At 50.3% G+C, this 23,543-nt stretch carries 21 protein-coding genes; 5 read left to right on the forward strand and 16 right to left on the reverse strand.

The window, feature by feature from the left end; all coding sequences use genetic code 11:
• Positions 1-11: 11 nt before the first annotated feature.
• From KCG55_RS00770 to KCG55_RS00790, 5 genes are all read left to right on the forward strand, one after another.
• Positions 12-1,250, forward strand: coding sequence for an NAD(P)/FAD-dependent oxidoreductase (locus KCG55_RS00770; RefSeq protein ID WP_254323099.1), 1,239 nt, complete (start codon positions 12-14; stop codon positions 1,248-1,250).
• Positions 1,251-1,347: 97 nt separating this feature from the next.
• Positions 1,348-1,866, forward strand: coding sequence for a hypothetical protein (locus KCG55_RS00775; RefSeq protein WP_254323100.1), 519 nt, complete (start codon positions 1,348-1,350; stop codon positions 1,864-1,866).
• Between the two features lie 3 nt (positions 1,867-1,869).
• Positions 1,870-3,072 (forward strand): beta-ketoacyl-ACP synthase, encoded by a 1,203-nt coding sequence (locus KCG55_RS00780; RefSeq protein ID WP_254323101.1) that lies wholly within the window; start codon positions 1,870-1,872, stop codon positions 3,070-3,072.
• Between the two features lie 172 nt (positions 3,073-3,244).
• Positions 3,245-5,467 (forward strand): NADP-dependent isocitrate dehydrogenase, encoded by a 2,223-nt coding sequence (locus KCG55_RS00785; protein WP_254323102.1) that lies wholly within the window; start codon positions 3,245-3,247, stop codon positions 5,465-5,467.
• A gap of 58 nt (positions 5,468-5,525) precedes the next feature.
• Complete coding sequence (locus KCG55_RS00790) at positions 5,526-6,119, forward strand: LolA family protein (RefSeq protein WP_254323103.1); 594 nt, start codon at positions 5,526-5,528, stop codon at positions 6,117-6,119.
• Positions 6,120-6,173: 54 nt separating this feature from the next.
• Here the strand turns inward: KCG55_RS00790 and ylqF are convergent, their stop codons facing one another.
• From ylqF to KCG55_RS00870, 16 genes are all read right to left on the reverse strand, one after another.
• Entirely contained in the window at positions 6,174-7,115 is a 942-nt protein-coding gene (ylqF, locus tag KCG55_RS00795) for a ribosome biogenesis GTPase YlqF (RefSeq protein ID WP_254323104.1), read from the reverse strand.
• 93 nt (positions 7,116-7,208) lie between these two features.
• Positions 7,209-7,445: a protocatechuate 3,4-dioxygenase gene (locus KCG55_RS00800; protein ID WP_254323105.1), complete on the reverse strand. Its 237-nt coding sequence runs from the start codon at positions 7,443-7,445 to the stop codon at positions 7,209-7,211.
• A gap of 34 nt (positions 7,446-7,479) precedes the next feature.
• Positions 7,480-8,334, reverse strand: a complete 855-nt coding sequence (gene rapZ / locus KCG55_RS00805; protein WP_036490343.1) for an RNase adapter RapZ — start codon at positions 8,332-8,334, stop codon at positions 7,480-7,482.
• Entirely contained in the window at positions 8,315-9,277 is a 963-nt protein-coding gene (gene hprK / locus KCG55_RS00810; RefSeq protein ID WP_036490342.1) for an HPr(Ser) kinase/phosphatase, read from the reverse strand. The genes rapZ and hprK overlap by 20 nt, the downstream gene beginning before the upstream one ends.
• Positions 9,278-9,280: 3 nt before the next feature.
• Entirely contained in the window at positions 9,281-9,730 is a 450-nt protein-coding gene (ptsN, locus tag KCG55_RS00815; RefSeq protein ID WP_003680500.1) for a PTS IIA-like nitrogen regulatory protein PtsN, read from the reverse strand.
• 269 nt (positions 9,731-9,999) lie between these two features.
• The gene (gene ubiA, locus KCG55_RS00820; protein ID WP_432761064.1) at positions 10,000-10,866 is read right to left on the reverse strand and encodes a 4-hydroxybenzoate octaprenyltransferase; all 867 of its coding nucleotides are present in this window, start codon (positions 10,864-10,866) and stop codon (positions 10,000-10,002) included.
• 227 nt (positions 10,867-11,093) lie between these two features.
• Positions 11,094-11,588, reverse strand: a complete 495-nt coding sequence (locus KCG55_RS00825) for a chorismate--pyruvate lyase family protein (protein ID WP_254323107.1) — start codon at positions 11,586-11,588, stop codon at positions 11,094-11,096.
• Complete coding sequence (gene bioD, locus KCG55_RS00830; RefSeq protein WP_254323108.1) at positions 11,578-12,234, reverse strand: dethiobiotin synthase; 657 nt, start codon at positions 12,232-12,234, stop codon at positions 11,578-11,580. The genes KCG55_RS00825 and bioD overlap by 11 nt, the downstream gene beginning before the upstream one ends.
• On the reverse strand, positions 12,231-13,520 hold the full coding sequence (gene bioA / locus KCG55_RS00835; protein WP_254323109.1) for an adenosylmethionine--8-amino-7-oxononanoate transaminase: 1,290 nt from the start codon (positions 13,518-13,520) through the stop codon (positions 12,231-12,233). Before bioA ends, bioD begins: the two co-directional genes overlap by 4 nt.
• A 52-nt stretch (positions 13,521-13,572) precedes the next feature.
• Positions 13,573-14,478, reverse strand: coding sequence for a DMT family transporter (locus KCG55_RS00840; protein WP_254323110.1), 906 nt, complete (start codon positions 14,476-14,478; stop codon positions 13,573-13,575).
• Positions 14,479-14,671: 193 nt separating this feature from the next.
• A complete protein-coding gene (gene trpB / locus KCG55_RS00845; protein ID WP_254323111.1) occupies positions 14,672-15,874 on the reverse strand; it encodes a tryptophan synthase subunit beta in 1,203 nt (400 codons plus the stop codon).
• A gap of 113 nt (positions 15,875-15,987) precedes the next feature.
• Positions 15,988-16,398: a hypothetical protein gene (locus tag KCG55_RS00850; protein WP_254323112.1), complete on the reverse strand. Its 411-nt coding sequence runs from the start codon at positions 16,396-16,398 to the stop codon at positions 15,988-15,990.
• 4 nt (positions 16,399-16,402) lie between these two features.
• The gene (locus tag KCG55_RS00855; protein WP_254323113.1) at positions 16,403-17,005 is read right to left on the reverse strand and encodes a DNA glycosylase; all 603 of its coding nucleotides are present in this window, start codon (positions 17,003-17,005) and stop codon (positions 16,403-16,405) included.
• 36 nt (positions 17,006-17,041) lie between these two features.
• Entirely contained in the window at positions 17,042-17,662 is a 621-nt protein-coding gene (locus KCG55_RS00860) for a phosphoribosylanthranilate isomerase (RefSeq protein ID WP_254323114.1), read from the reverse strand.
• A gap of 102 nt (positions 17,663-17,764) precedes the next feature.
• Positions 17,765-20,884 carry an Mbeg1-like protein gene (locus KCG55_RS00865; protein ID WP_254323115.1) on the reverse strand — a complete coding sequence of 1,040 codons (3,120 nt, stop codon included), beginning with the start codon at positions 20,882-20,884 and terminating at the stop codon, positions 17,765-17,767.
• A gap of 316 nt (positions 20,885-21,200) precedes the next feature.
• Positions 21,201-23,426 (reverse strand): DNA internalization-related competence protein ComEC/Rec2, encoded by a 2,226-nt coding sequence (locus KCG55_RS00870; RefSeq protein WP_254323116.1) that lies wholly within the window; start codon positions 23,424-23,426, stop codon positions 21,201-21,203.
• Positions 23,427-23,543: the final 117 nt, after the last annotated feature.

Consider the following 23,543-nt stretch of genomic DNA (forward strand, 5'->3'; position numbering starts at 1 on the left):
GGTATTTTAAAATGTCCGTAGAATTTGACGTTGCCGTTATCGGCGCAGGCCCTTCGGGTTCGGTTGCTTCTGCTTTGCTGAACAAACAAGGCTTTAAAGTTTGCGTATTGGAAAAACAACATTTCCCGCGCTTTGTCATCGGCGAAAGCCTGCTGCCGCATTGCATGGAAATGTTGGAAGAAGCCGGTTTTGCCGATGCAGTGCATGCCGAGCCCAGCTTTCAATTTAAAGACGGCGCTGCGTTTTCATGGGGCAGCCGTTACACAGATTTCAACTTTACTGAAAAATTTTCAGACGGCCCCGGTACTATTTATCAAGTGCGCCGCGGCATCTTCGACAAAATCCTGATTGATGAAGCGGCAAAACAAGGCATCAATGTCCGCTTTGGACATGGTGTAACCGCGTTTGACAACAGCGGCGATGTGGCACGTTTGAGCGTTGCGACCGATACAGGTGAAAACTATGAACTGACCGCCAAATTTGTTTTGGATGCCAGCGGTTACGGCCGCGTCCTGCCCCGCCTTTTGGACTTGGAAAGCCCGTCCGAGCTGCCTCCGCGCCAAGCCCACTTCACGCATATCGACGACAACATCACCAGCCCGAAATTCGACCGCAACAAAATCCTGATCAACACGCATCCTGAACATCGCGATGTCTGGATTTGGCTGATTCCTTTCGGCGACAACCGTTGCTCCATCGGCGTTGTCGGCACGCCCGACAAACTGGCCGGCGAATCAGAAGCCGTGTTGAAAAAATTTGTGTACGAATGCCCGATGCTGGCGGAAATTTTAGATAAAGCAGTTTGGGAGAACGACTTCCCGTTCCGCTCTATTCAAGGTTACTCTGCCAACGTGAAAACCTTATACGGCAAACACTTCGCTCTTTTGGGCAACGCCGCCGAATTCCTCGACCCCGTTTTCTCCTCCGGCGTGACCATTGCCCTACACTCTGCCAAACTGGCTGCCGATTTACTGGGCAAACAGCTCAAAGGCGAAGCCGCAGATTGGCAAACCGAATTTGCCGACCAACTGATGATCGGCGTGAACGCATTCCGCACTTATGTAAACGGCTGGTACGATTTCCGCTTCCAAAACGCCATCTATGCGCCCAACCGCAGCCCTGAAATCAGCCGCATGATTTCATCTATTCTGGCAGGCTACGCTTGGGACACGAACAATCCATTCGTGGAAAAATCCGAGCAACGCTTGTCCACACTTGCCGCATTGGTGGGCGATTTGAAGGTAGAATAATGACGAATGCCTTTCAGACGGCCAAGCCTGAGAACAGAACAGGCCGTCTGAAACTTCATCCACACCATTAAATATTTTGACCGATAGATAAAACCTTATGCGATTTATCCCTTTGCTTGCCGCACTGCTGCTTTCCGCATGCGCAACTTCGCTCCCCCATCCGCAAACGCTGCCGCCGCTTTCTAAAGAAGGCCAATGGTTCAAACTCGAGCAGACCAATGCGGCAGGGCAAACCGTTCAAACCAATCTCTTGGCAGTCGAGCCTCATTCAGACGGCATCCGCTTTGTCCAAACCGATGCACTGGGTGCGCCAGTATCGCGTCAATCGGTCAGCACCAAAGGTTGGAAAAATGACGGTTTTGTGATGCCCAATGCCACTTCACGCCGACTATTTGCCGCCCTATTGCCGCTTTTGGCCGCCGAACACGCCGCCACGCTTTACCCTGAAGCCCGTCAACAAAATGCCACTAATCAAGGCTTCTGCCCTGACGGCAAAGGCGCGGTGTTCAGCTACCGCGAGCGTGATTTGTGGTGTGTCGCCCACCATTCCGAACAATTCCTTATCGGCTTCCCCGACCAAACTTTCTGGACGGTCAGTCCGATTGCAGAAGACTAATTCATGAATACTCCTGTTTATCTCAGCCGTCCGGCACTGACCAGCGCATTGGGCAGCGGCTTGCAAGTTCATGCCGATGCCTTACTCACGCCGTCTGAAAACACGCCCCTGACTTTTTCAGACCAATGGGTAAAAGGCAAAACACATGCTTTCGGTGCAGTCAAAGAAACCCTGATGCCCCTGCCCGACAGCATCCCCGAAGCGCATCGCAGCCGCAACAACCAGCTTATCCTGCACGCGCTTTCGCAAATAGACGTGCTGATTCAGACAGCCATTGCCCGTTACGGCAAAGAAAGGGTCGCTGTCGTTATCGGTACGTCCACCAGTGGCGCAGACGAAAATATCCCCTTGTTCCAACACGTTGTCCAAGGTGGTGAATGGACAGATGTTCCGTTCAAACAGCTGCAACACACCATGGCTTCGCCCTCCGAATTTATTGCCCAAGTTTACGGTTTGGACGGCTTGCGCTATACCGTCTCCACCGCCTGCACTTCCGGCGCACGCGCCCTCATCAGCGCAGCCCGACTGCTTCGTGCCGGATTGTGTGATGCCGTAATTTGCGGCGGCGCAGATACGCTTTCTCCACTGACGATTAATGGTTTTGCCTCTTTGGAAGTGCTTTCAGACGGCATCGCCAAGCCTTTTTCTGCCAACCGCAACGGCATCAATATCGGCGAAGCAGCCGCATTTTTCGTGATGACGCGCGATGCAGATTTTGATGGCGAAATGCAGTTGCTGGGCTATGGTGCAAGCAGCGATGCCTACCATATGTCCTCGCCCCGCCCCGATGGTTTGGGTGCAGCACAATCTTTTCAGGCCGCTTTGGATAAAGCTGGTTTGAAAGCGGAAGACATCGGCTGGATCAATCTGCACGGCACCGGCACGCAACACAACGACAGCATGGAAAGCCGAGCCGTTGCCGAAGTATTTGGCAGCCACACCCTTTGCACCTCAACCAAGCCGTCTACCGGCCATACCTTAGGCGCAGCCGGAGCGATCGAAGCTGCGTTTGCTTGGTTGATGGTCAACCGCCAATACAATCCGGAAGGCAAACTGCCGCCGCAACAATGGGACAAAGTACCCGATTCCGAGCTGCCCAACATCGCCTTGACCGACGAAAACAGCCGCTGGCCGTCTGAAAAACGCATTGCCGCCAGCTCGTCATTTGCCTTCGGCGGCAGCAATGCCGTTTTGATTATCGGATAAGTCCTTATATTTAGGCTGTCTTTTCAGACGGCCTTTTTCTTTTCCGCAACTTAAAAAACAATAACATCAAAACAACAACCAAATCCGCCGAAATATGCCATAATAGGCTTAGCACATTTCTTCTCGCAATGTGCCCGAAAAGAAAAACTTAACCTACATAGAGAATAATCCCATGACTAAATCCACCATTATCTATACCTACACCGACGAAGCTCCTGCATTGGCCACTCAATCCCTGTTGCCAATCGTGCAGGCGTTTACCCGCCACGCCGATATTGATGTCAAAACCAGCGACATCTCTCTCTCCGGCCGTATTTTGGCGGCGTTTCCAGAATACCTGACCGAAGCGCAACGCGTACCCGATGCACTTGCCGAATTGGGCGAACTGGTGAAACAACCCGATGCAAACGTGATCAAACTGCCGAACATCAGCGCATCCGTACCTCAACTGACTGCTGCGATTAAAGAATTGCAGTCTAAAGGCTTTGCCGTTCCCGACTATCCTGCCGACCCTCAAACCGACGAAGAAAAAGCCGTACGCGAACGCTACGACCGCATCAAAGGCAGCGCGGTAAACCCCGTCCTGCGTGAAGGCAACTCCGACCGCCGCGCACCTAAAGCAGTGAAAAACTTTGCGAAAAAACATCCGCACAGCATGGGCGCATGGACCAAAGACTCCAAAACCCACGTTGCCACTATGCAAAGCGGCGACTTTTTCCATAACGAACAATCCGTTACCGTACCTGAAGCGACTTCCGTATCCATCGTGTTCACCGACAAACAAGGCAACAAAAAAGAGCTGCGCGAGCCTGTTGCCCTGAAAGCCGGCGAAATTATCGACGCGACCGTAATGAGCAAAAAAGCCCTGCTTGCCTTCCTTGCCGAGCAAGTGAAAGACGCAAAAGCTAAAGGCGTTTTGTTCTCGCTGCACATGAAAGCCACCATGATGAAAGTGTCCGACCCGATTATCTTCGGACACGCCGTCAAAGTGTTCTTTGCGCCTGTCTTTGAAAAATTCGGCGACAAACTGGCTGCCGCAGGCGTCAACGTCAACAACGGCTTCGGCAACCTGCTTGCCAATCTGGACAAGCTGGATGCGGACACTCGCGCAGCCGTTGAAGCTGAAATCGCTGCCGTTTACGCCGCCAACCCTGATTTGGCCATGGTTGATTCCGACAAAGGCATCACCAACCTGCACGTTCCTAGCGATGTCATCGTCGATGCTTCTATGCCTGCGATGATTCGTAACTCCGGCCGTATGTGGGACAAAGACGGCAAAGCGCAAGACACCAAAGCCGTCATTCCAGACAGCAGCTACGCCGGCGTTTACCAAGCAACCATCGATTTCTGCCGCGAACACGGCGCATTCGATCCGACAACCATGGGTACCGTTCCTAACGTCGGCCTGATGGCGCAAGCAGCCGAAGAATATGGTTCGCACAACAAAACTTTTGAAATCGAAGCCGACGGCCAAGTTCAAGTCATTGATGCAGCAGGAAATGTCCTGATGCAACACGACGTTGAAGCCGGCGACATCTGGCGTATGTGCCAAACCAAAGACGCTCCGGTTAAAGACTGGGTACAACTCGCCGTCAACCGCGCCCGTCTGAGCAACACACCAGCCGTATTCTGGCTCGATGAAAACCGTCCGCACGACAAGAGCCTGCTCGCCAAGGTTAAAACTTACCTTGCCGAACTGGATACCGACGGCCTCGACATCCGTGTCCTCGCTCCTGAAGAAGCCGCTAAATTCAGCTTGGGCCGTCTGAAAAACGGCGAAGACACCATCTCCGTAACCGGTAACGTCCTGCGCGACTACCTGACCGACTTGTTCCCAATTTTGGAACTGGGTACCAGTGCGAAAATGCTGTCTATCGTTCCATTGATGAATGGCGGCGGTATGTTTGAAACCGGCGCGGGCGGCTCTGCACCGAAACACGTTCAACAATTCCTCGAAGAAAACCACTTGCGTTGGGACTCTTTGGGCGAATTTCTCGCGCTTGCCGTATCGTTTGAACATCTGGCGCAAAAAACCGGTAACGCCAAAGCCCAAGTCCTCGCCGACACTTTGGATGCAGCCACCGAAAAACTGCTGTTGAACGACAAATCGCCTAAACGCAAAGCAGGCGAACTCGACAACCGCGGCAGCCATTTCTACCTCACCCTCTACTGGGCGCAAGAATTGGCAGCGCAAGACAAAGATGCCGAACTGAAAGCCGCATTTGCGCCATTGGCAGCCGCTTTGACTGCCAACGAAGCCAAAATCGTTGAAGAACTCTCTGCCGTACAAGGCAAAGCGGTCGACATCGGCGGCTACTACGCAGCCAATCCTGAAAAAGCGGCACAAGCGATGCGTCCAAACGCAACCTTTAATCAGGCCTTGTCAGACTTATAATTAAAGCAATTAAAGGCCGTCTGAACTTTCAGACGGCCTCAAACCTTATGGAAACACAATGAAAAAAACCATTCTTTCTCTTACTCTCCTCATCAGCGCTCCGGCTTTGTGGGCATTTTCCCCTGCCGAATTGGCACAAACCCTGCAAAAACCGCAAAACGTGCAAGGCAATTTTGTCCAACAACGCCAGCTCAAATCCCTCAGCAAACCCATGACCACCAGCGGCAGCTTTACCCTTGTTCCACAAAAAGGCCTGCTCTGGAAAATGCAAAAACCATTTGAAACTACCCTGCGCGTGCGTTCAGACGGCATCATGCAATGGAACGGCAACCAATGGGTCAACCCAAATGCCAGCAAGCTCAACGGCCAAAGCCGCCAAATCAAACTTTTCCTCGACCTTTTGGGCGGCAATACCCAAGGTTTGGAAAAACAATTTGATTTGAAATTAAACGGCAACGAGAAAAAATGGACGTTGACCCTAACTCCGAAAACCGCCATTACCCGCCAAATCTTCAACCGTATCGAAATCAACGGCGATACGCTGGTACGTAAAATCGAATTGGACGAAAAGCAAGGCGACAAAACCACCATGCAGTTTAACCAAATCCAAACCGATAAAGCTCTGGACAGCTTCAGCCGTACCGCCCTGTAATTGTCTATCCCAACAAAAGGCCGTCTGAAAATAGATTTCAGACGGCCTTTTGTATTAATCGGCTGAAGGCTGCCGCCCTTTTCGTTCCGCCTTTCTGGCTTCGCGAATGGCTTTGAGTTCGGCCTCTTTCTGTCTGGCTTTTTTCAGCCAAGCCTCCCATTGGTTTGGCGTTTCCAGCGTAATTCTGCCGATTTTGCCTTCTCGGAAATCGGTCAGGATATTTTCAGCGGCCTTTTGATAATTGACTCGTCCGCCGCTCAAAACCGCTCCGCGTTTTTTGGCAATCCACTCCAACCAGGAAGTATCGTCCCAATGGCTGCTTGGATCTTTGTCGGCTTGATAGCGCTCTTGCAACAGGGCCAGATAATGGCGGCGGAGGTAATCCAAAAGCTCAAGCGCCACTTCTTCTTCATCCAGCGCGTTGCGTCCGACTGCACCGCCGGCTGCAAGGTTATAGCCGCCTTCTTCAACGATAATTTTCGGCCACAACATACCGGGGGTATCGTAAAGCCAGAAATCGTCGGCAAGGAAAAGGCGCTGTTCGGCTTTGGTAATACCGGGTTCGTTACCGGTTTTGGCAGATTTTTTACCGATCATGCCGTTAATCAAGGTGGATTTGCCGACGTTGGGGATACCGCAAATCAGGACACGCAGCGGCTTCTCGATACCTTGGCGATGCGGAATCATGGCGCGGCAGGCTTGGGTGATTTTGCCATGCGCGCCGGTTTCGGAAGAATCCAGCGCAATGGCGCGGGTATCTTGGCGGCTGTTGTAGTGTTCGAGCCAAACTTTGGTGCGCTCGGGATCGGCAAGGTCTTGCTTGTTTAAGATTTTGAGTTTGGGCTTGCCTTTGGACAACTGGGCAAGCAAAGGGTTTTCGCTGGAAGCAGGCATACGCGCGTCCAACATCTCAATCACCATATCAACGCTTTTAATACGTTCGGCAATGGCTTTTTTTGCCTTGTTCATGTGGCCGGGAAACCATTGGATAGCCATGTCTTTTTGTTCTTTCTATTCGTATCTGAGGCCGTCTGAACAATCATTGTTTTTCAGACGGCCTCGATATTGGGATAATCGGTCAATCAGGATTTAGAGATTGCCATGCTCGTAGCTGTAATAACCTGCTTCATCCATACATTGCTCAAACGTCTTGGATGTATTGTCACGTTTGGTTCCATTTTGAACTTGTGATTTGCAAGTATTGATTTGGCGGGAAACTTCGGCTTCGCTCGCGCCGGTACGGTGCCAACGGTAAGCAGTGACAGGCTCTGTGGCACAAGCGGTCAAGATAAACAGGGATAATGCGGTCAGACTGATTTTTTTCATGGTTTCTTCCTTTAAGGCCGTCTGAAACGGCAAGTTAGCGTCCTGCCAAGCTTTGTGCCTGACGGTGGCGGACAAGGAGTTCGTAACGGCCTTTGAGGCGCTCGGCCAGTTTTTCCACAACATAAACGGAGCGGTGCTGTCCGCCGGTACAACCGATGGCAATCGTTACATAACTGCGGCTCTCTTGTTGCAGGCGCGGCAACCAGCGGCTAATAAAATGGTCGATGTCATCAACCATTTCTTGAGCCAACGGCTGCTGGCCCAAATAATCTTGAATAGGCTTGTCCATGCCGGTAAAGGGGCGCAATTCCGGATCGTAATACGGATTGGGCAGGCTGCGCATGTCAAACATAAAGTCGGCATTGTTGGGAACGCCGTATTTGAAACCAAAGGATTCAAGAATGACCAGCAAGCCGACACGTTCAATATTGAGCCATTGTTGCACCGCGTAACGCAGCTGCTGTGCATTCATTTTGGACGTATCGATGCAATATGCGATGTCTTTAAGCGGGAAGAGCCATTCGCGTTCTTTTTGCAGGCTTTCCACCAAAGTCAGGTTTTGACCGGACAAAGGGTGTCCGCGGCGGGTTTCTGAGAAGCGGCGAACCAAAACGCCCTCTTCCGCTTCAACAAACAGGACTTCGACCTGATGCCCTTCATTACGCAAATATTGGATTTGCTCTTGCGCTTCTTGGATATTGATACCGGAACGAATATCAACGCTGACACCAAGCTGGGTTTCTTCGCCGCGTTCAATATGGTACAACACCAGCGAAGGCAACATTTCCAAAGGCAGATTATCAACGCAATAAAAGCCTGAATCTTCAAGTTGTTTGAGGGCTACGGATTTTCCTGAGCCGGATAAGCCGCTAATCAGGACGATTTTCATGATTTTGTTCGTTTTCTTTGAGTTGTGTTTGATGGCGTTCGAGGAATTCTTTGGTGCTGTCTTTACCGCGCAATTGAAGGATGTAATTGCGCACTGCAGCTTCAACCAATACTGCTAAGTTTCGACCGATTGCAACAGGCAGGGTAACGGAACGGACGCTGACGTTGAGGATAGATTCTGTTTCGGTACGGATGCTCAATCGATCGAGTTGTTTCATGTATCCGTCGTCGGCCGGGACCAAATTGATAATCAGCTGGAGGATTTTTTTCGGACGGATGGAGGTTTCACCAAAAATATGGCGGATATTGAGTATACCCAAACCGCGTACTTCGAGGAAATCACGCAGCATAGGCGGACAACGGCCTTCCAGCATTTCAGGGCCGGTACGGAAAAGTTCGACCGCGTCATCGGCAATCAGGCTGTGACCGCGCGAAATCAGCTCCAATGCCAATTCGCTCTTACCCAAGCCGGATTGTCCGGTAATGAGTACGCCCACTTCAAATACATCCAAAAATACGCCGTGCTTGATGGTGGAAGTCGCCAATGTGCGTTGCAGATAAATCCGCAAAACGTCCATCAGGTGTGGACTTTCCTGTTTGGAAGTCAGCAAGGGGATACTGTTGGTATGGCAATAATCGCGCAATTTGGGCGAAACCGGCAAGCCATTGGCAACGATGACTAAAGACATGGGAATGTCGAAAAGCTCGCCGAAATCGTAGTTGAGCTCGCCCGTTTCCAAGCGGCGCAAATATTCGGCTTCGGCTACCCCGACAACTTGAATTTGGTTGGGATGGATAAAATTTAAGTGGCCGACCAAAGCCAAGACGGGTTTATCGGCTTCGACACCGATACGGTTGTCCGCGCCGGAATTACCGGCAGCCCAAGCAAGTTCGAGTTTGTGCTGATTGTCGGAAAACAGGCGGCGGACGGATATGCTGGGCATGAATCACTCTTCGCTCAGGAGTGTGCGTACTTCTTCGGCAGAAGTAGCAGCCATCAATGCTTCGCGGATGGCCTTTTGAGAGAATCTGCCGGCCAGTTTGGACAATACTTCCAAATGTTCGCCGGTAGCGTTTTCAGGCACAAGCAGAATAAAAATCAGGGAAACGGGTTTGCCGTCGGGCGCATCAAAGGCAACCGGCTCTTTGGTGCGGATAAACGCACCGGTGGCTTTTTTCACGCATGCGTGACGGCCGTGGGGAATCGCCACCCCCTGCCCCAAACCGGTCGAACCAAGCTTTTCACGGGCAAACAGGCAGTCGAACACGTTGGTATTCGGTAATTCTGCTTCATTCTCCAGCAGCTGTGCAGCCTCTTCAAACAGACGCTTTTTGCTGCTGACTTCCAAATCCAAAACGATATGGGACAAAGGTAAAATTTCGCCGATCAGGCTCATGTGTATCTCTTTTAAATGTCGCAAAACAATGGGATTGTACCGATTGTCGGTGCAAATCTCAATCCTGAAGACGCAATTTACACTCGCCCTGCTAACATTTTCCATGTTGTTTTTGATGTTTTTTAACGAGCTAAAAATAATTCAACTATTTGTTTATATGGAATTTAAAGTAAAAATCCTATCAATGGTAAAACCATGATTCAAATGAAAAGGGGCATGTCCTGCATACCCCTTTTCCCTTTCTTTTCAGACGGCCTCAACCTGGTTTTTTAAAACAGTTTGGAAACCAAAAACAACCAGAAATAATGGCAGACCAATCCGCAAAACCACGCCAAACCGATACGGTTGTTGGCCAAAAACGTTTGGAAACACAACTGGCGGTCGCGCGTACGGATAGCGGCATACTGCTGATATTGCCAATAAACGGTTACTGGCAATACCAGCCAATAAGGCCAAGTTGCGCCAATTTTGATACCCAACACCGCCATCAATACGGTAAACCAAAAATGGCAAAGCATAGAGGCGGTAATATCGTGATGGCCAAATGTGATTGCCGAAGTTTTAATGCCGATTTTCAAATCGTCTTCTTTGTCCGCCATGGCATAAATCGTGTCGTAAGCCAGCGTCCATAAGGCATTGGCGGTAAATATCAGCCATGCTTCAGGAGGCACTCGGCCTTGTACGGCGGCAAAGGCCATGGGAATGCCGAACGAAAATGCCAGTCCTAAATAAAACTGCGGCAACGGGAAAAAGCGTTTGGTAAAGGGATATGTGATGGCCAAAAATAAGGCCGGAAGGCTCATCAGCCAAGTAAAGCGGTTAAGCGGCACCAAGCATAAAGCCGCCATAAGACACAGCATAACGGTCAAAAGCAGCGCTTCGGTTTTGGAAACCAAACCTTTGGCAAACGGGCGGTTTTTGGTGCGCTCTACTGCGCCGTCAAAATTACGGTCGGCAAAGTCATTCACCACGCAACCTGCGCTGCGCATCAGAAATGTGCCTGCGGTAAAGGCAATAAAAATATCCGCGTCAGGAACGCCTTTAGACGCAATCCACAATGCCCAATAAGTCGGCCACAGCAAAAGCAGTGTACCAATGGGTTTGTCGACGCGCATCAGCTTAGCGTATATCACCATCCGTCCGACAGCGTAACGCGGTAGAATTTGTAAGAAAAAGCGCCTTATGTTCATTGATGTAATGTGTCGTTCTTTATGTATCGATTCGGAAGAAATGGCTTTTTAGAGCCTTAGCTCTTATTATAATTTATTGCCGTCTGAAATTAAACAGATCTTAACAATTTAATTTATTGTATTATAACAGAATTATGACAAACATCGGTAATCGGTTTTATTTTCAGACGGCCTTAGCGGTATAAATCTATTAATTTCAATAAGAAATATTCTGTTAATTCCAATATTTCGCCGTTCCAATCGAAATACGAACGGCGCGCAATAACAGGCCGTCTGAAAGATGGATGGCCGGAATCTTCAAAACAAAGAAACTTAAAATCCGAACGTTTCAACGGCAATGTGCCGTCAAACAGGCGCTCGCCCAAAGGCTGCGTTCCGCAATCCAATAATTCTGTCCATAGACGGCTATCCGGCCGGCACGCGCTTCTGGCTTGTATCACTGTTTCGCCGTCCAGTTTGAGCAAAACATCGCGCACAAAGATTTCGTCTCCGTTTTCCGCACCCTTCGTCAAACCCAAATACACCGGCTCGACTGAAAACTCCTTGCCGGAAGCACGCAAAGCAGCAGTTAGCGAAGAAACGGTCAGCAGATGTCCGGCCTTAGGCGGCAAAAGACTTGAAGCTTCGGCATATGAACAAAGCGTGCCACGCGGTATATCAAGCTCCATCTGACACCTCTGTCTTGGCCAACTCCTGCCATTTGGCTTCGGGAAACTCATCTTTCAGACGGCCTTTAAGATATTCCAAGGTATCTCCGGCAACAGTTTCATCTTTGCTGTCGTGAATATGGTTGAAAATCAGGCTGTGCAACTGGATGCCGTATTGTTTGAGCGCGGCGAAGCTGAGCAGAGTGTGGTTGATACTGCCGAGCCGTCCGCTGGTAACGAGGATGACGGAATAAGCCTGTTGCTGAATATAATCAATGGTCAACAGATTTTCCGTCAGCGGAACCATCAATCCGCCCGCGCCTTCGACCAACACGATTTCGTATTGTGCCGCCAGTTGCTGCGTGGCGGTGCGGATTTTGTCCAAGTCCAAAGTCCTGCCGTCCAGACGGGCGGCGAGATGGGGCGAGGCGGGATAGCTGAAGATTTCGGGCATGGTCAGCCGCTGTTTGTCGGCTTCCTGCATGGGTATGCCCATGATTTTGCGGTGGACGGCGATGTCATCGGCGATGTTTTGGCAACCGGTTTGCACAGGCTTTTGCGTAATCACGCTTTTGCCCTGCTGCAACAATTGTTTTGCCAACACGCCGGTAGCGACGGTTTTGCCGATGTCCGTATCGATACCGCTGACGAAGTAAACGCCTTTCATTTGCTGTGTTCCTTCAAGATTTGTACGGTTTTGTCGGCAATTTCGGTCAAGAGGTCGTCTGAAATGATGTAGGGCGGCATGAGGTACACCAGCCTGCCGAACGGGCGCACCCAAATGCCCTGCGCCACGCAATCCGCTTGAAAACGCGCCATATCCACGCCTTTTCCCAACTCAATCACGCCGATGGCACCTAAAACGCGCACATCTTTCACGCCGCGAATGTCCCATGCGGTTTTCAGACGACCTTTCAGGATGCTTTCGATGCGGCGGATATTTGCCTGCCAGTCTTGGGACAAAAGCAGCTTGACCGAAGCGCAGGCAACGGCACACGCCAGCGGGTTCGCCATAAAGGTCGGGCCGTGCATAAACACGCCCGCTTCGCCACGCGAAATCGTTTCGGTGACTTTTTGCGAAGTAATCGCCGCCGCCAAAGTCATATAGCCGCCGCTCAAGCCCTTGCCGATACACATAATATCCGGCACGACGTCTGCGTGTTCGCAGGCAAACATCTTGCCCGTGCGCCCGAATCCGGTGGCAATTTCGTCAAAAATCAACACGATATCAAATTCGTCGCACAAATTGCGCAATCCGCGAAGATACTGCGGATGATAAAAATACATACCGCCCGCGCCCTGCACGACCGGCTCTAAAATAAAGGCGGCGATATCCGCATGATGCGCTTCAAACAAGGCGCGGACAGGCTGCAAATCTGCCTCGTCCCATTCATCGTCGAAACGGCTTTTCGGATTATCGACAAAATAACGCTGCGGCAGAGCGCTGCCGAAAATATAATGCATCCCCGTTTCCGGATCGCAGACGGACATCGCGTTCCAAGTATCGCCGTGATACCCGCGCCTTACCGTCGTAATATTCTGCTTCGCCGTCAAACCCCGCGCCTGCTGGTATTGCACCGCCATTTTCAGCGCGACTTCCACCGAAACCGAACCCGAATCCGCATAAAAAATACGGTCCAGCCCCTGCGGCAAAATCCCGACCAACAACTTGCCCAGCTCCACCGCAGGCTCGTGCGTCAAGCCTCCAAACATCACATGCGACATCTGCTTAATCTGCGTCTCAACCGCCTGATTCAAAACAGGATGATTATAGCCGTGTATCGCACACCACCAAGACGACATCCCGTCAATCAGCCGCATACCGTCCGCCAATTCGATATGTACACCCTCCGCACGGCGCACCGGATAAACAGGCAACGGATCGGTCATGGATGTATAGGGATGGAGCAAATGGGCGCGGTCGAAATCGAGCAGGGAGGAATGTTCAGACATGTTTAAAACAATGGTTTGATCAGTTTCATTATTATATAACATATTTCCTATTTCAGACGGCACGTCTTCCATACTGCATCAACGCCAATCCGCCCACTGCCGCCAAGCAACTGGCAACCAAGGAAACATGCAATGCTTCGCCCAAAAACCAAGCGGAACACAAAATGCCGAATACCGGCACCAAAGTGATGTACGCTGCCGCGCTGCCTGCGCCCAAAGTCTTCACGCCTTCAAAATACCACGCATAGCTCAAGACCGTTGCCCCGACAGATAAGCCAATCAAAGCAAACCAGCCCCTGCCGTCCATTTCGGCAAGCATACCAAACGGCAGGCCGTCTGAAATCAACGCAGGCGGCAGCAACATCATTGCGCCCAGCCAAGCGGTGGCCACGGTAACCGTCAACGCATCAATCCCCTGCAACACCGCCCTGCCTATCATCGTATAAGTAACCAAGCAGCAAAGGCTGCAAAACACCAGCACTTCACCCCACCCTATGCCGCCGCCCGACAAAAATGCCGCAATCTCGCCATGCGTGACCGCCCATATCGAGCCTGCCACTGCCAACAACATACCCGACACAATCTTGCCATTGAGTTTTTCACCAAACAGCAAAGCCGCAAAAAACATCGTCAGCACTGGATTGAATGTGACCAACACCGTCGCCCTTGAAGCAGGAATCCGCTGCAAACCCAGCATAGACAACACAGTAAAACCAAATACGCCGAATGCCGCCGCCAATGCCAATCCAAGCCATTGTTTACGCGACAAAACCGCCAAAGTACGCAACCGATACCGTGCAAACAACCAGCCCAAAAGCAAGATTGCCGCCGTCAAAAAGCGCAGCATACCGCCCGTTAAAGGCGGCAGCGCTTGTCCCAACATCCGCCCCATCGGCCAAGATGCGCCCCAAAACGCCGCCATGCCCAATAGTTTTAGATGGATTGCTAAATGTTTCATGGTGATGGATAACTTGAATAATCGGTTTAGAAAGCGTACAAGCTCGGTTTGAAAAGATAAATTTCCTTAGCCGCCGATACTTGACAGCGTTTGCGCGGATAAAATACTACGCTGATCTTTACGGAAACAAAGGCCGTCTGAAAGACTGAAATCCAGCTTTTTCAGACGGCCTTTGCTGCTCAATCAATAAGGCTTACAACTCAATGCCTTTGAGTTTTGCCACGGTATTGATGTCTTTATCGCCACGGCCGGAAAGGTTGACCAAAATCACTTGGTTTTTGCTCATTTTCGGCGCGTTTTTCACCGCCCAAGCAACGGCATGGCTGGATTCCAGCGCAGGAATAATGCCCTCGAAACGGCAGAGCAAGTCAAAGGCTTCAAGTGCTTCGTCGTCTTTGGCAACGGTATATTCCACGCGGTTGATGTCGTTCAAATGGCTGTGTTCCGGGCCGATGCCTGGGTAGTCCAAGCCTGCGGAAACGGAGTGCGTACCCAAGACTTGACCGTTTTCGTTCTGCATCAAATAGCTACGGAAACCGTGCAATACGCCGATAGGGGCTTTGCTGGTAATCGGTGCGGCATGATCAGGCGTATCCACACCCAAACCGCCAGCTTCTACGCCGACCAGACGTACGTTTTCTTCTTCGATATAGGGGTAGAACAAACCGATAGCGTTCGAGCCGCCGCCCACGCAGGCAACGGCAACGTCAGGTTGGCGGCCGATGGCCTCCAACATTTGTTCTTTGGCTTCATTGCCGATCACGCATTGGAAATCGCGTACCATTTCCGGATACGGCGCAGGACCGGCGGCAGTGCCGATGATGTAGAACGTATCATCCACACGCGCCACCCATTCTCGCATGGCTTCGTTCATCGCGTCTTTCAAAGTACGGCTGCCGCTGTCAACGCCGACGACATTCGCGCCAAGCAGCTTCATACGGAACACGTTGGGCATTTGACGTTGGATATCGTCCGCACCCATGTACACGTCGCAAGTCATGCCGAAGCGGGCGGCGACGGTGGCGGAAGCCACGCCGTGCTGACCCGCACCGGTCTCGGCAATCACGCGTTTTTTACCCATGCGGCGGGCGAGCAATGCCTGACCGATGGTGTTGTTGACTTTGTGCGCGCCGGTGTGGTTCAAATCTTCACGCTTCAGCCAGATTTGTGCACCGCCCAAATGCTCAGACAATCGCGCAGCATGGTAAACAGGGCTGGGACGGCCGACATAGTGTTTCAAATCATGGCGGAACTCTTCCCAAAATGAAGGATCTTCTTTCGCTGCTTTATAGGCTTCTGCCAATTCTTGCAAAGCCGGAATCAGGGTTTCGGAAACGTACAGGCCGCCGTGTTCGCCGAAAAAGCCGTTCTCGTCGGGAGCGTGATAATTTTTCATGGATTTTTTTCCTTATTCGTTTTATGGTTTCAGACGGCCTAATTCAGTACAAGGCCGTCTGAAAGTAAAAATTGTCAGCAATTATAGCCGTTTTCCATTCATCTTGTCGGCAACTAATTGAATAATAATATCAGCAGACAAAATAGGAACAACAGCGTACAGCTCGATGTTGCAACCAATGCCGTACCCAACGGCGGCGCAATATGTTTTTCTTCGTTTTTGTTTCTCAGGCATATTTTTAATGCCAACATCCCCAACCACAGCGCCAGCAACCACCAACCCAGAAAGTTAAGCACCAACAAAGCAATAATCAACTCATTGGTATTTATAGTGCTTACGTTCAAAAATATCCAATTGAGGCCGTTAACAGACATAATGACTGCAGATATTTGTATCACATATAAAAGCGTTCCGCCCAACAATACCCTGATATGCCATTGTTTGGCCTTCAGCCACACTGAGACGACATTAAAAAGCCACCACAAAGCCATAAACGTCATTAAAGAGATTTCATAACGGTCCATCGCCCTACTCCTGAAAAACAGTCAATCCAGCCATTTCAAAAAAAGCCCGATACGCCGCCGCTTTTTTCGCCAAACTCAAAGGATAGGCACGCGAAGTCGAAGGCAGGCGCGTCAGGGTTAAATCACGTCCAGCATAGTGAAACGGTACTGTTTCGCCGGTCTTCGGCATTTTCATGCCGCTGCCCTGAATCTCCAACAAAACTTCGGTTGCCTTGCCGCCGGTAGTGCAAAGATGGCGGCACTCGGGCATTTGCGCCAATACTGCTGCCAAATCGACGGTTTCTATCACTTTTAAAAACTTATCCGAAGCATTGCCATGTTCGCGTATTGCCTTCAACACGGTCGGACAGGATGCAATCCCCTTCTCACTTAAAAACGCTTTGATTTTATCGGCATCAAACGCCTTTTCGCCCTGCTTTTGAAAATGCGCCGCATCACCAAAAAACACCAGCCCGTACACACGCCACATATCGTTTTGAAAATTCGGATAATGAAACTGCATCGCGTGTTTTTCTTCTTTAGGCGGAAACGTCCCCATCATCATGACCGTTGCCTGCGGCGGCAACAAGGCTGCGAAAGGGTGGGATTCAACGATTGGCTCTTGCATATCTGTATTCCGGTTGTTTTTCATTCAAACAAATTTTCAGACGGCCTTTACTGCCTGAATAAACGCCGCCATTTTCTCCCTGCTCTTAATCCCGCCGGAGATTTCCACACCGCCGGACACATCCACCGCTATTGCACCGCTGATTTTTACCGCTTCGGCAACGTTTTCCGCCGTCAATCCGCCGGCAAGTATCCACGGTTTGCCGATATTGCCGTGTAACATGGTCCAGTCGAAACTTTGTCCCGTACCGCCGTATTCGGTCGGATGATAGGCATCAAACAGCAAGGCACGGGCATTCGGGAATTTGGCACAGGCCGTCTGAATATCGGCAGCGGACTGTACGCGCACAGCCTTCAAATACGGGCGGTCAAACCGACGGCAAAAATCATCGTCTTCATCGCCGTGAAACTGAATCACATCTATCGGCACTTGACGCAAAATCTCGCGGATGGTTTGCTCGTTTTCATTCACAAACAAGGCCACCACCGATACAAACGGCGGCAGGTTTTTCACAACTGCCTGCGCCTGCTCAATATTCACAGCCCGTTTACTCTTGGCGTAAAACACCAGCCCGATGGCATCCGCGCCCAATTCAGCCGCAGCCAGCGCGTCTTCAGGTCGGGTAATACCGCAAATTTTGGTACGTATGGTGTTCATGGGGATTGCCTTTTTAAACAGATGGGTCGGATATTATATAAGTTTAAGGCCGTCTGAACATGAAATATCAGGTTCAGACGGCCTTAAACTTTAAAACAAACATCAGCCGATAATATTGGCGACTGTCAGCTGCGCAGCATCTTCATTGTAGAAACGTGCAAACTCTGTGCTGCTTTCAGCTCCTGCGCCCCGATACGCCAAGGTTTTTTGGGCGCTGTTGAACACAAGATACGAACGATCGGGGCTGAATGTATCCACATCGCGGACAAACAAATCCGCCCAGCTAACCTGGCTTTCTTTCTCATTGAGCAGCGGACGCATGGCGCTCAAATCCAACTTGTCTTTGACAGGATTGAAATCCAGCAAGTGATCCAGTTTACCCTCGCGGACATCCCATGCAGTAAATGCCACCGTATCTCTACCCTCGCCGGTAACAATGGTATCGCCACCCAATCCGCCTGCCAGATAATCATTGCCATCGCTGCCTTTCAATACATCGTCAGCCGCGCTGCCATGCAAGGCCGCTACGCCTTTGCTGTCTCCACTGATGCTGACCGACCAATCAAAGCCGTTTTTCCCTAAGTCGATTTCCTTGCCGTTTGCCGCATATGCCATCTTATCGCCCTGCTGGTGCGCCGTCATTTCCACGCCTTTGAGCGACAAGACGTTACCGGCCGCATCCTCAGTTTGAACCACCGCCAACATAGGTCGGTCATCCGTATAAATGGCAGAGGTACCGGTTGCATATGGTGTTTCTTGGGCATCATTGCTGCTAGTGCCAAATTTGCTTTCAATGCCGTCTGAAAAACCGTCTTGGTCAGAATCACTCAAATAAGGATTGTCGTAATGCTTGTCAATACGCTTACCTTGGGAGAAGTATTGTTCAAGTTTGGTATCTGACTCATAAAAGCTGGTCATATTGTGTTTGCCCCACACATCATCACTCTTGAAATCCAAAACCTTGGCATTCGGGTATCTGCCCAATCCTTTATGAACTTGGGACGCAGCCGCTCCAACAGCTGAACCTGCTGCAATGCCCCATGGCCCAAACAAAAGCCCACCGATTAACGCACCAATACCCGCACCTGTTTTACCTGAAAAACCATCTCCAACCCATTCACCTTTGATTACATACGAATTGGTTTCATACAGATGGCGTGCCTGGGTTGTATCGGAGTCGTCCGTGATACGTGTTTTCGCCATTTTATCGGCCATATCCCGTGCTTGTTTTAAGGCATCAGGAGAATTGCTGTCCACATTCAAAACAGCCGGATTAAACAGACTGCTGCGTTTAAAATCGCTTGCCCAATCATAACGCTGCTGCATGGTATGTGCGGCAAAATATTCTGCAAGATAGCCGCCCAACGAATGTCCGGTCGAATACACATTTTTGGCATGAAGCGTATCAATGTAGCGGGCAATGTCATTCAGATATTTGGTTTGAGCCGGCAAATTACCGGTCATAATGTTCAAATCGGCCAAAACATCTTTAATGCTGGTCGCCTGTGTGCCTCTAAACGCCACCACTACATTGTCCCAACCGCCTTTCTTGTTCGCATTGCCGAAAATCGCATAATCCAAACCGCTTCCCAAACTATCGGCCCTAAGCAATTGCCATTTCCCAACCAGCTCAGATACATTGGCCTGATTGCTAAAATATTTGTCGTTAATATTCTTAGCAAGAGAAGCATATTGCGAATTCCACCAATAATTGCCTTTAAATACAGTATGCAAAGCAGAAGGAGATTCATAAGCCAATGAAGAGAACATCCGCAAATCACGCTCGGAAACATTCCACTCCTGCGGATTACGGTCAATGGCATCAACCAAACCGTCACCATCACTGTCTTTGGTAAAGATAGAATGTTGCGCCTGTTTATAACTGGGTCGGACAATATCATTGGCTCTTTTTTGAGTGGCAATATTTTCCCAATACTGCAAAGAGGCCGTCTGAAGATGCTGCCCTTGTACGGCGGCATGTGTGACGGCATGACCATCTTTATAAAGCACACGCATGATTACGCTGTCTTGGCTGGGATCATGCTCGGGATATTTGAAGATTTCAGCAACATCCATTTCCTTATCCGTGAATTTATACTTGGATACAGATGAATAGGTCTTGTGTTGCTCTCTAAGGGTCAACGTTTCGCCTGTTTCGTGAATCGTAAATACCCAATCTTTGAGGGCCGGATTACTGGCGCTTGGACGAGTAGTAAGACTGACATCCTTCGTACTCAAACCTTCAAAATGAATGCTGTTATGGCCCAGATTGTCTGAAATGACATCATGGCCGCTGCCACGGCGGAATACATAAGTATCGTCTCCGCTACCGCCTTCAAGCGTGTCATCTCCTTCGCCACCGTCTAAATAATCATTACCGGTATCGCCGCGTAAAATATCGTTGCCGGTACCGCCGTAAAGTTTGTCGTCGCCGTCACCTGCCAACAACAAGTCATAGCCTGCCTCTCCGCGAAGCACATCATTGCCGCGGCCTCCGATCAAACGGTTATTGCCGATGTTGCCGATTAAGACGTTGTCGGAATGGTTGCCGAAACCGAAATAATTGCCGCTGCCGGTCAAGGTCAAGTTTTCGACATGAGTCGGCAAACGGTAAGTCATACCTGTGTAGACCGTATCAATGCCGCCATTGGCTTCTTCGATAACGACATCGTTTTGACTGTCTACATAATATGTATCGTTGCCATTACCGCCGCGCATTACGTCTGCACCGATTCCGCCGTCTAAAACATCGTCGCCTTCGTTTCCTTCCAAATAATCGTTGCCATGATCGCCACGCAAAATATCGTTGCCGTCGCCACCATAAAGTTTGTCGTCATCATCGCCTGCCAACAGCAAGTCATTACCCGCCCCTCCGTAAAGCACATCCTTGCCACGGCCGGCGCTCAAACGGTTGTTGCCGCTGTTGCCGATAAGGACGTTGTCGGAATTGTTGCCGAAACCAAAAATATTATCGTGGCCGGTCATCGTCAGGTTTTCAACATAATTCGGCAACGTATAAGTCGTATGGGTATAAACCGTATCCGTACCCTCGCCGTACCTTTCAACGATTTGGTCATTCCTGTTGTTCACAATAAAGGTATCGTTTCCTAAACCGCCGTAAAAAATATTGTGTCCCAAGCTGCCATACAGCACATCATCACGACGCGTGCCGATAATCACTATAGACTCTTCGTTATTAGGTTGGTTTTGAGTTTCAGTCATTTCTTTTCCCTTTGTTAAATTTAATTTGAATGTGCAATAATGCGTTTAGATTATATAAGCAAGCTAAAAACAAGTGTATTTATTCAGCCAAACAGATTCAAAATGCTTATCAAATTAACAACAGTTATAAAATGACTTCGTGATTATTACTCCGTTCTTATACTGCCTATTTTTTCATCACAATTAATTTATTCTTTATTATCAAATATCAAACCAAACTATCCACAATTGGATTCACACAAAATTTGGATAATGCCCGTCAATGAAAAATATCAAGGCCGTCTGAAAAAGTCTTTCAGACGGCCTTTTATCCTTCTTACTCAAACGGTTTCTTCTGCCAATAAAACTTGTCCTTTTTCAGACGGCCTCGGAACACATCATCTTGCCCCAAAACAAACACCAATGCACCTGACAAATCCGTTCTCAACAAAGTAATGCCGTGCGCGCGGACACGATTTTGTACGGCAACGGTCGGATGTTTGTAGGCATTGGCATAGCCGCTGGATGCTACGGCATATTGCGGCGAAACCGTATGCAGAAAGCTGCCTGACGAAGCCGTGCTGCTGCCGTGATGTCCCAATACCAACACTTGGCTATACAGCGCATTGCCGTATTTCTCAATCAAACCGGCCTCGCCCTTCACGCCCAAATCGCCGGTTATCAACAAGGCTTTGCCGTTTGCCACGACACGCAATACGCAGCTCTGGTCGTTATCTTCCTTGCCCGCATTTTCAGACGGCCTGAGCAACTCGAAATCTACGCCGTCCCATTGCCATTTGTCTTCTTGGCAAAACTCTGCATTCGGATAAAACTCAGGTTGTCCGGCAAGCAATTTATCGGTACCGACAGCTGCGACACTGTGAAAACCGCCGTCATGGTCAATGTCATGGTGCGACAAAATCAGGCTGTCCAAACGGCGCACACCCATCGCGTTCAAACTCGGCACAATACCTGTTTGCGCCACTTGCTCCGTTCCCGTATCAAACAAAAGATTGCGGTTACTCGTTTGTATCAACACCGATAAACCTTGCCCCGCATCCATCACGGTAACTCTTGCTACCCCCTCCTCCAACTTGGCAGGACGGTAAAACACAAAACCCAATAAAACCAAACATGCCCAAGGTTTCAAGCCCATTCCTTTAGGCAGCAATAACAGCAAAGCCGCCATCATCGCCAACACCAGCAAAGGCACGGGCGTCGCTGCAACGGCAAATTCAGGCGATACCGTAGCCAGCCATACCAAACCGCGTAAAGTATATTCCGCCAAAAATACCGCTACCAACTGGACAGGTTCAAACGGGAAAACCGAACCCAGCAAAGCCAACGGCGTCAACACCCAAGAAAACCAAGGAATAGCCAGTGCATTAACCAACGGACTGAGCAAAGGTAACGAAGCAAACAAATAGCCCAACAATACCACCGACAATACCGTTGCCGCCCATTGCCCCCGTACAGCCAAACGCCAGCCCGATTCTTTCAGACGGCCTGACGACGCCCAAATCAAAGCAGCAACCAAACCGAAAGACAACCACGTTCCCACACCCAATACAGCCAACGGGTCCAACAACAAAACAACGGCCAAAGCCTGCCACCATGCCGTCCAACCCGAGCCACCACTGCCGCGCCACCATGCCCACGCAAACGCAGCCAACATCAACACACTGCGTTGCGTCGGTACGGAAAAACCGGCCAAAAGCGCATAAAACAAAGCCCCGGCAACACCACTAGCCAATATCCACACACGCGGTTTTGCCGGAATCCACGGCGAATAACGAAAAATTCGCTTAATCAGCCAGGCAAACAATACCGCCACCATCGTCACATGCAAGCCCGAAATACTGACCAAGTGTGTCAGCCCCAAAGGCCGGAATGCCTGCCACAAAGGCGGCCGCAACGCCGATTGCTCACCAATACTCAAAGCACGCATCAGCCCTATGCCGTCTGAAAACTCAGGATATTTGTCCGCCGTTCCCTGCCAACTTCGGCTTACCGCATCACGCATATTAGCCAAACCGAAACCGCCGCCTTGACGCACGAGTTTCCTGTCGCGCCCCAAAGTACCCATGCCGTCGATACCATTGGCCAAAGCCCATGTTTCACGGTTCAAACCGCGCACATTCACTTCACCGATCACCGGCCTTACCCGCGCCGATACAGACCACCGACTGCCCACCGTCCAATCGCGCCGCTGATAATCCGACAACATCAAATCAAAAGTCTGCCCACGCTCATCCCAAGCCCTTGCCGCAAACTGCACGCGCCGACCATCATCACGCGGCATATCCGCCACTTCAACCGTCAAAACTTTAGCCACCACCTCCCCTACAGGCCATTGACTGGCCAACACCAACCCGGTCCGCCACACACCAAACGCCATGCCCACGCAAACAGCCAGCACCAACCAAGCCACAGCAAATCTTCGACACAACGCAAGCGCGCCAATGATTACAGACAACCAAACCCACCATAGCGGCACAAACGGCAACGCAAACGAAAGCACTACCCCAACCACCCAAGCAGGCAATACAAACCGCCACGCCATGAACGTTTCCCTTAAATTATGATTATTGGATATATAATAATAAATGCTTTTAGTAGATTATGACAAATGCCGACCTACATTAGCAGATAAAAAGAGCGGTTCAAATCATTTCAAAAC

The organism is Neisseria subflava (assembly GCF_024205745.1).
Lineage (GTDB): Bacteria > Pseudomonadota > Gammaproteobacteria > Burkholderiales > Neisseriaceae > Neisseria > Neisseria flavescens_B.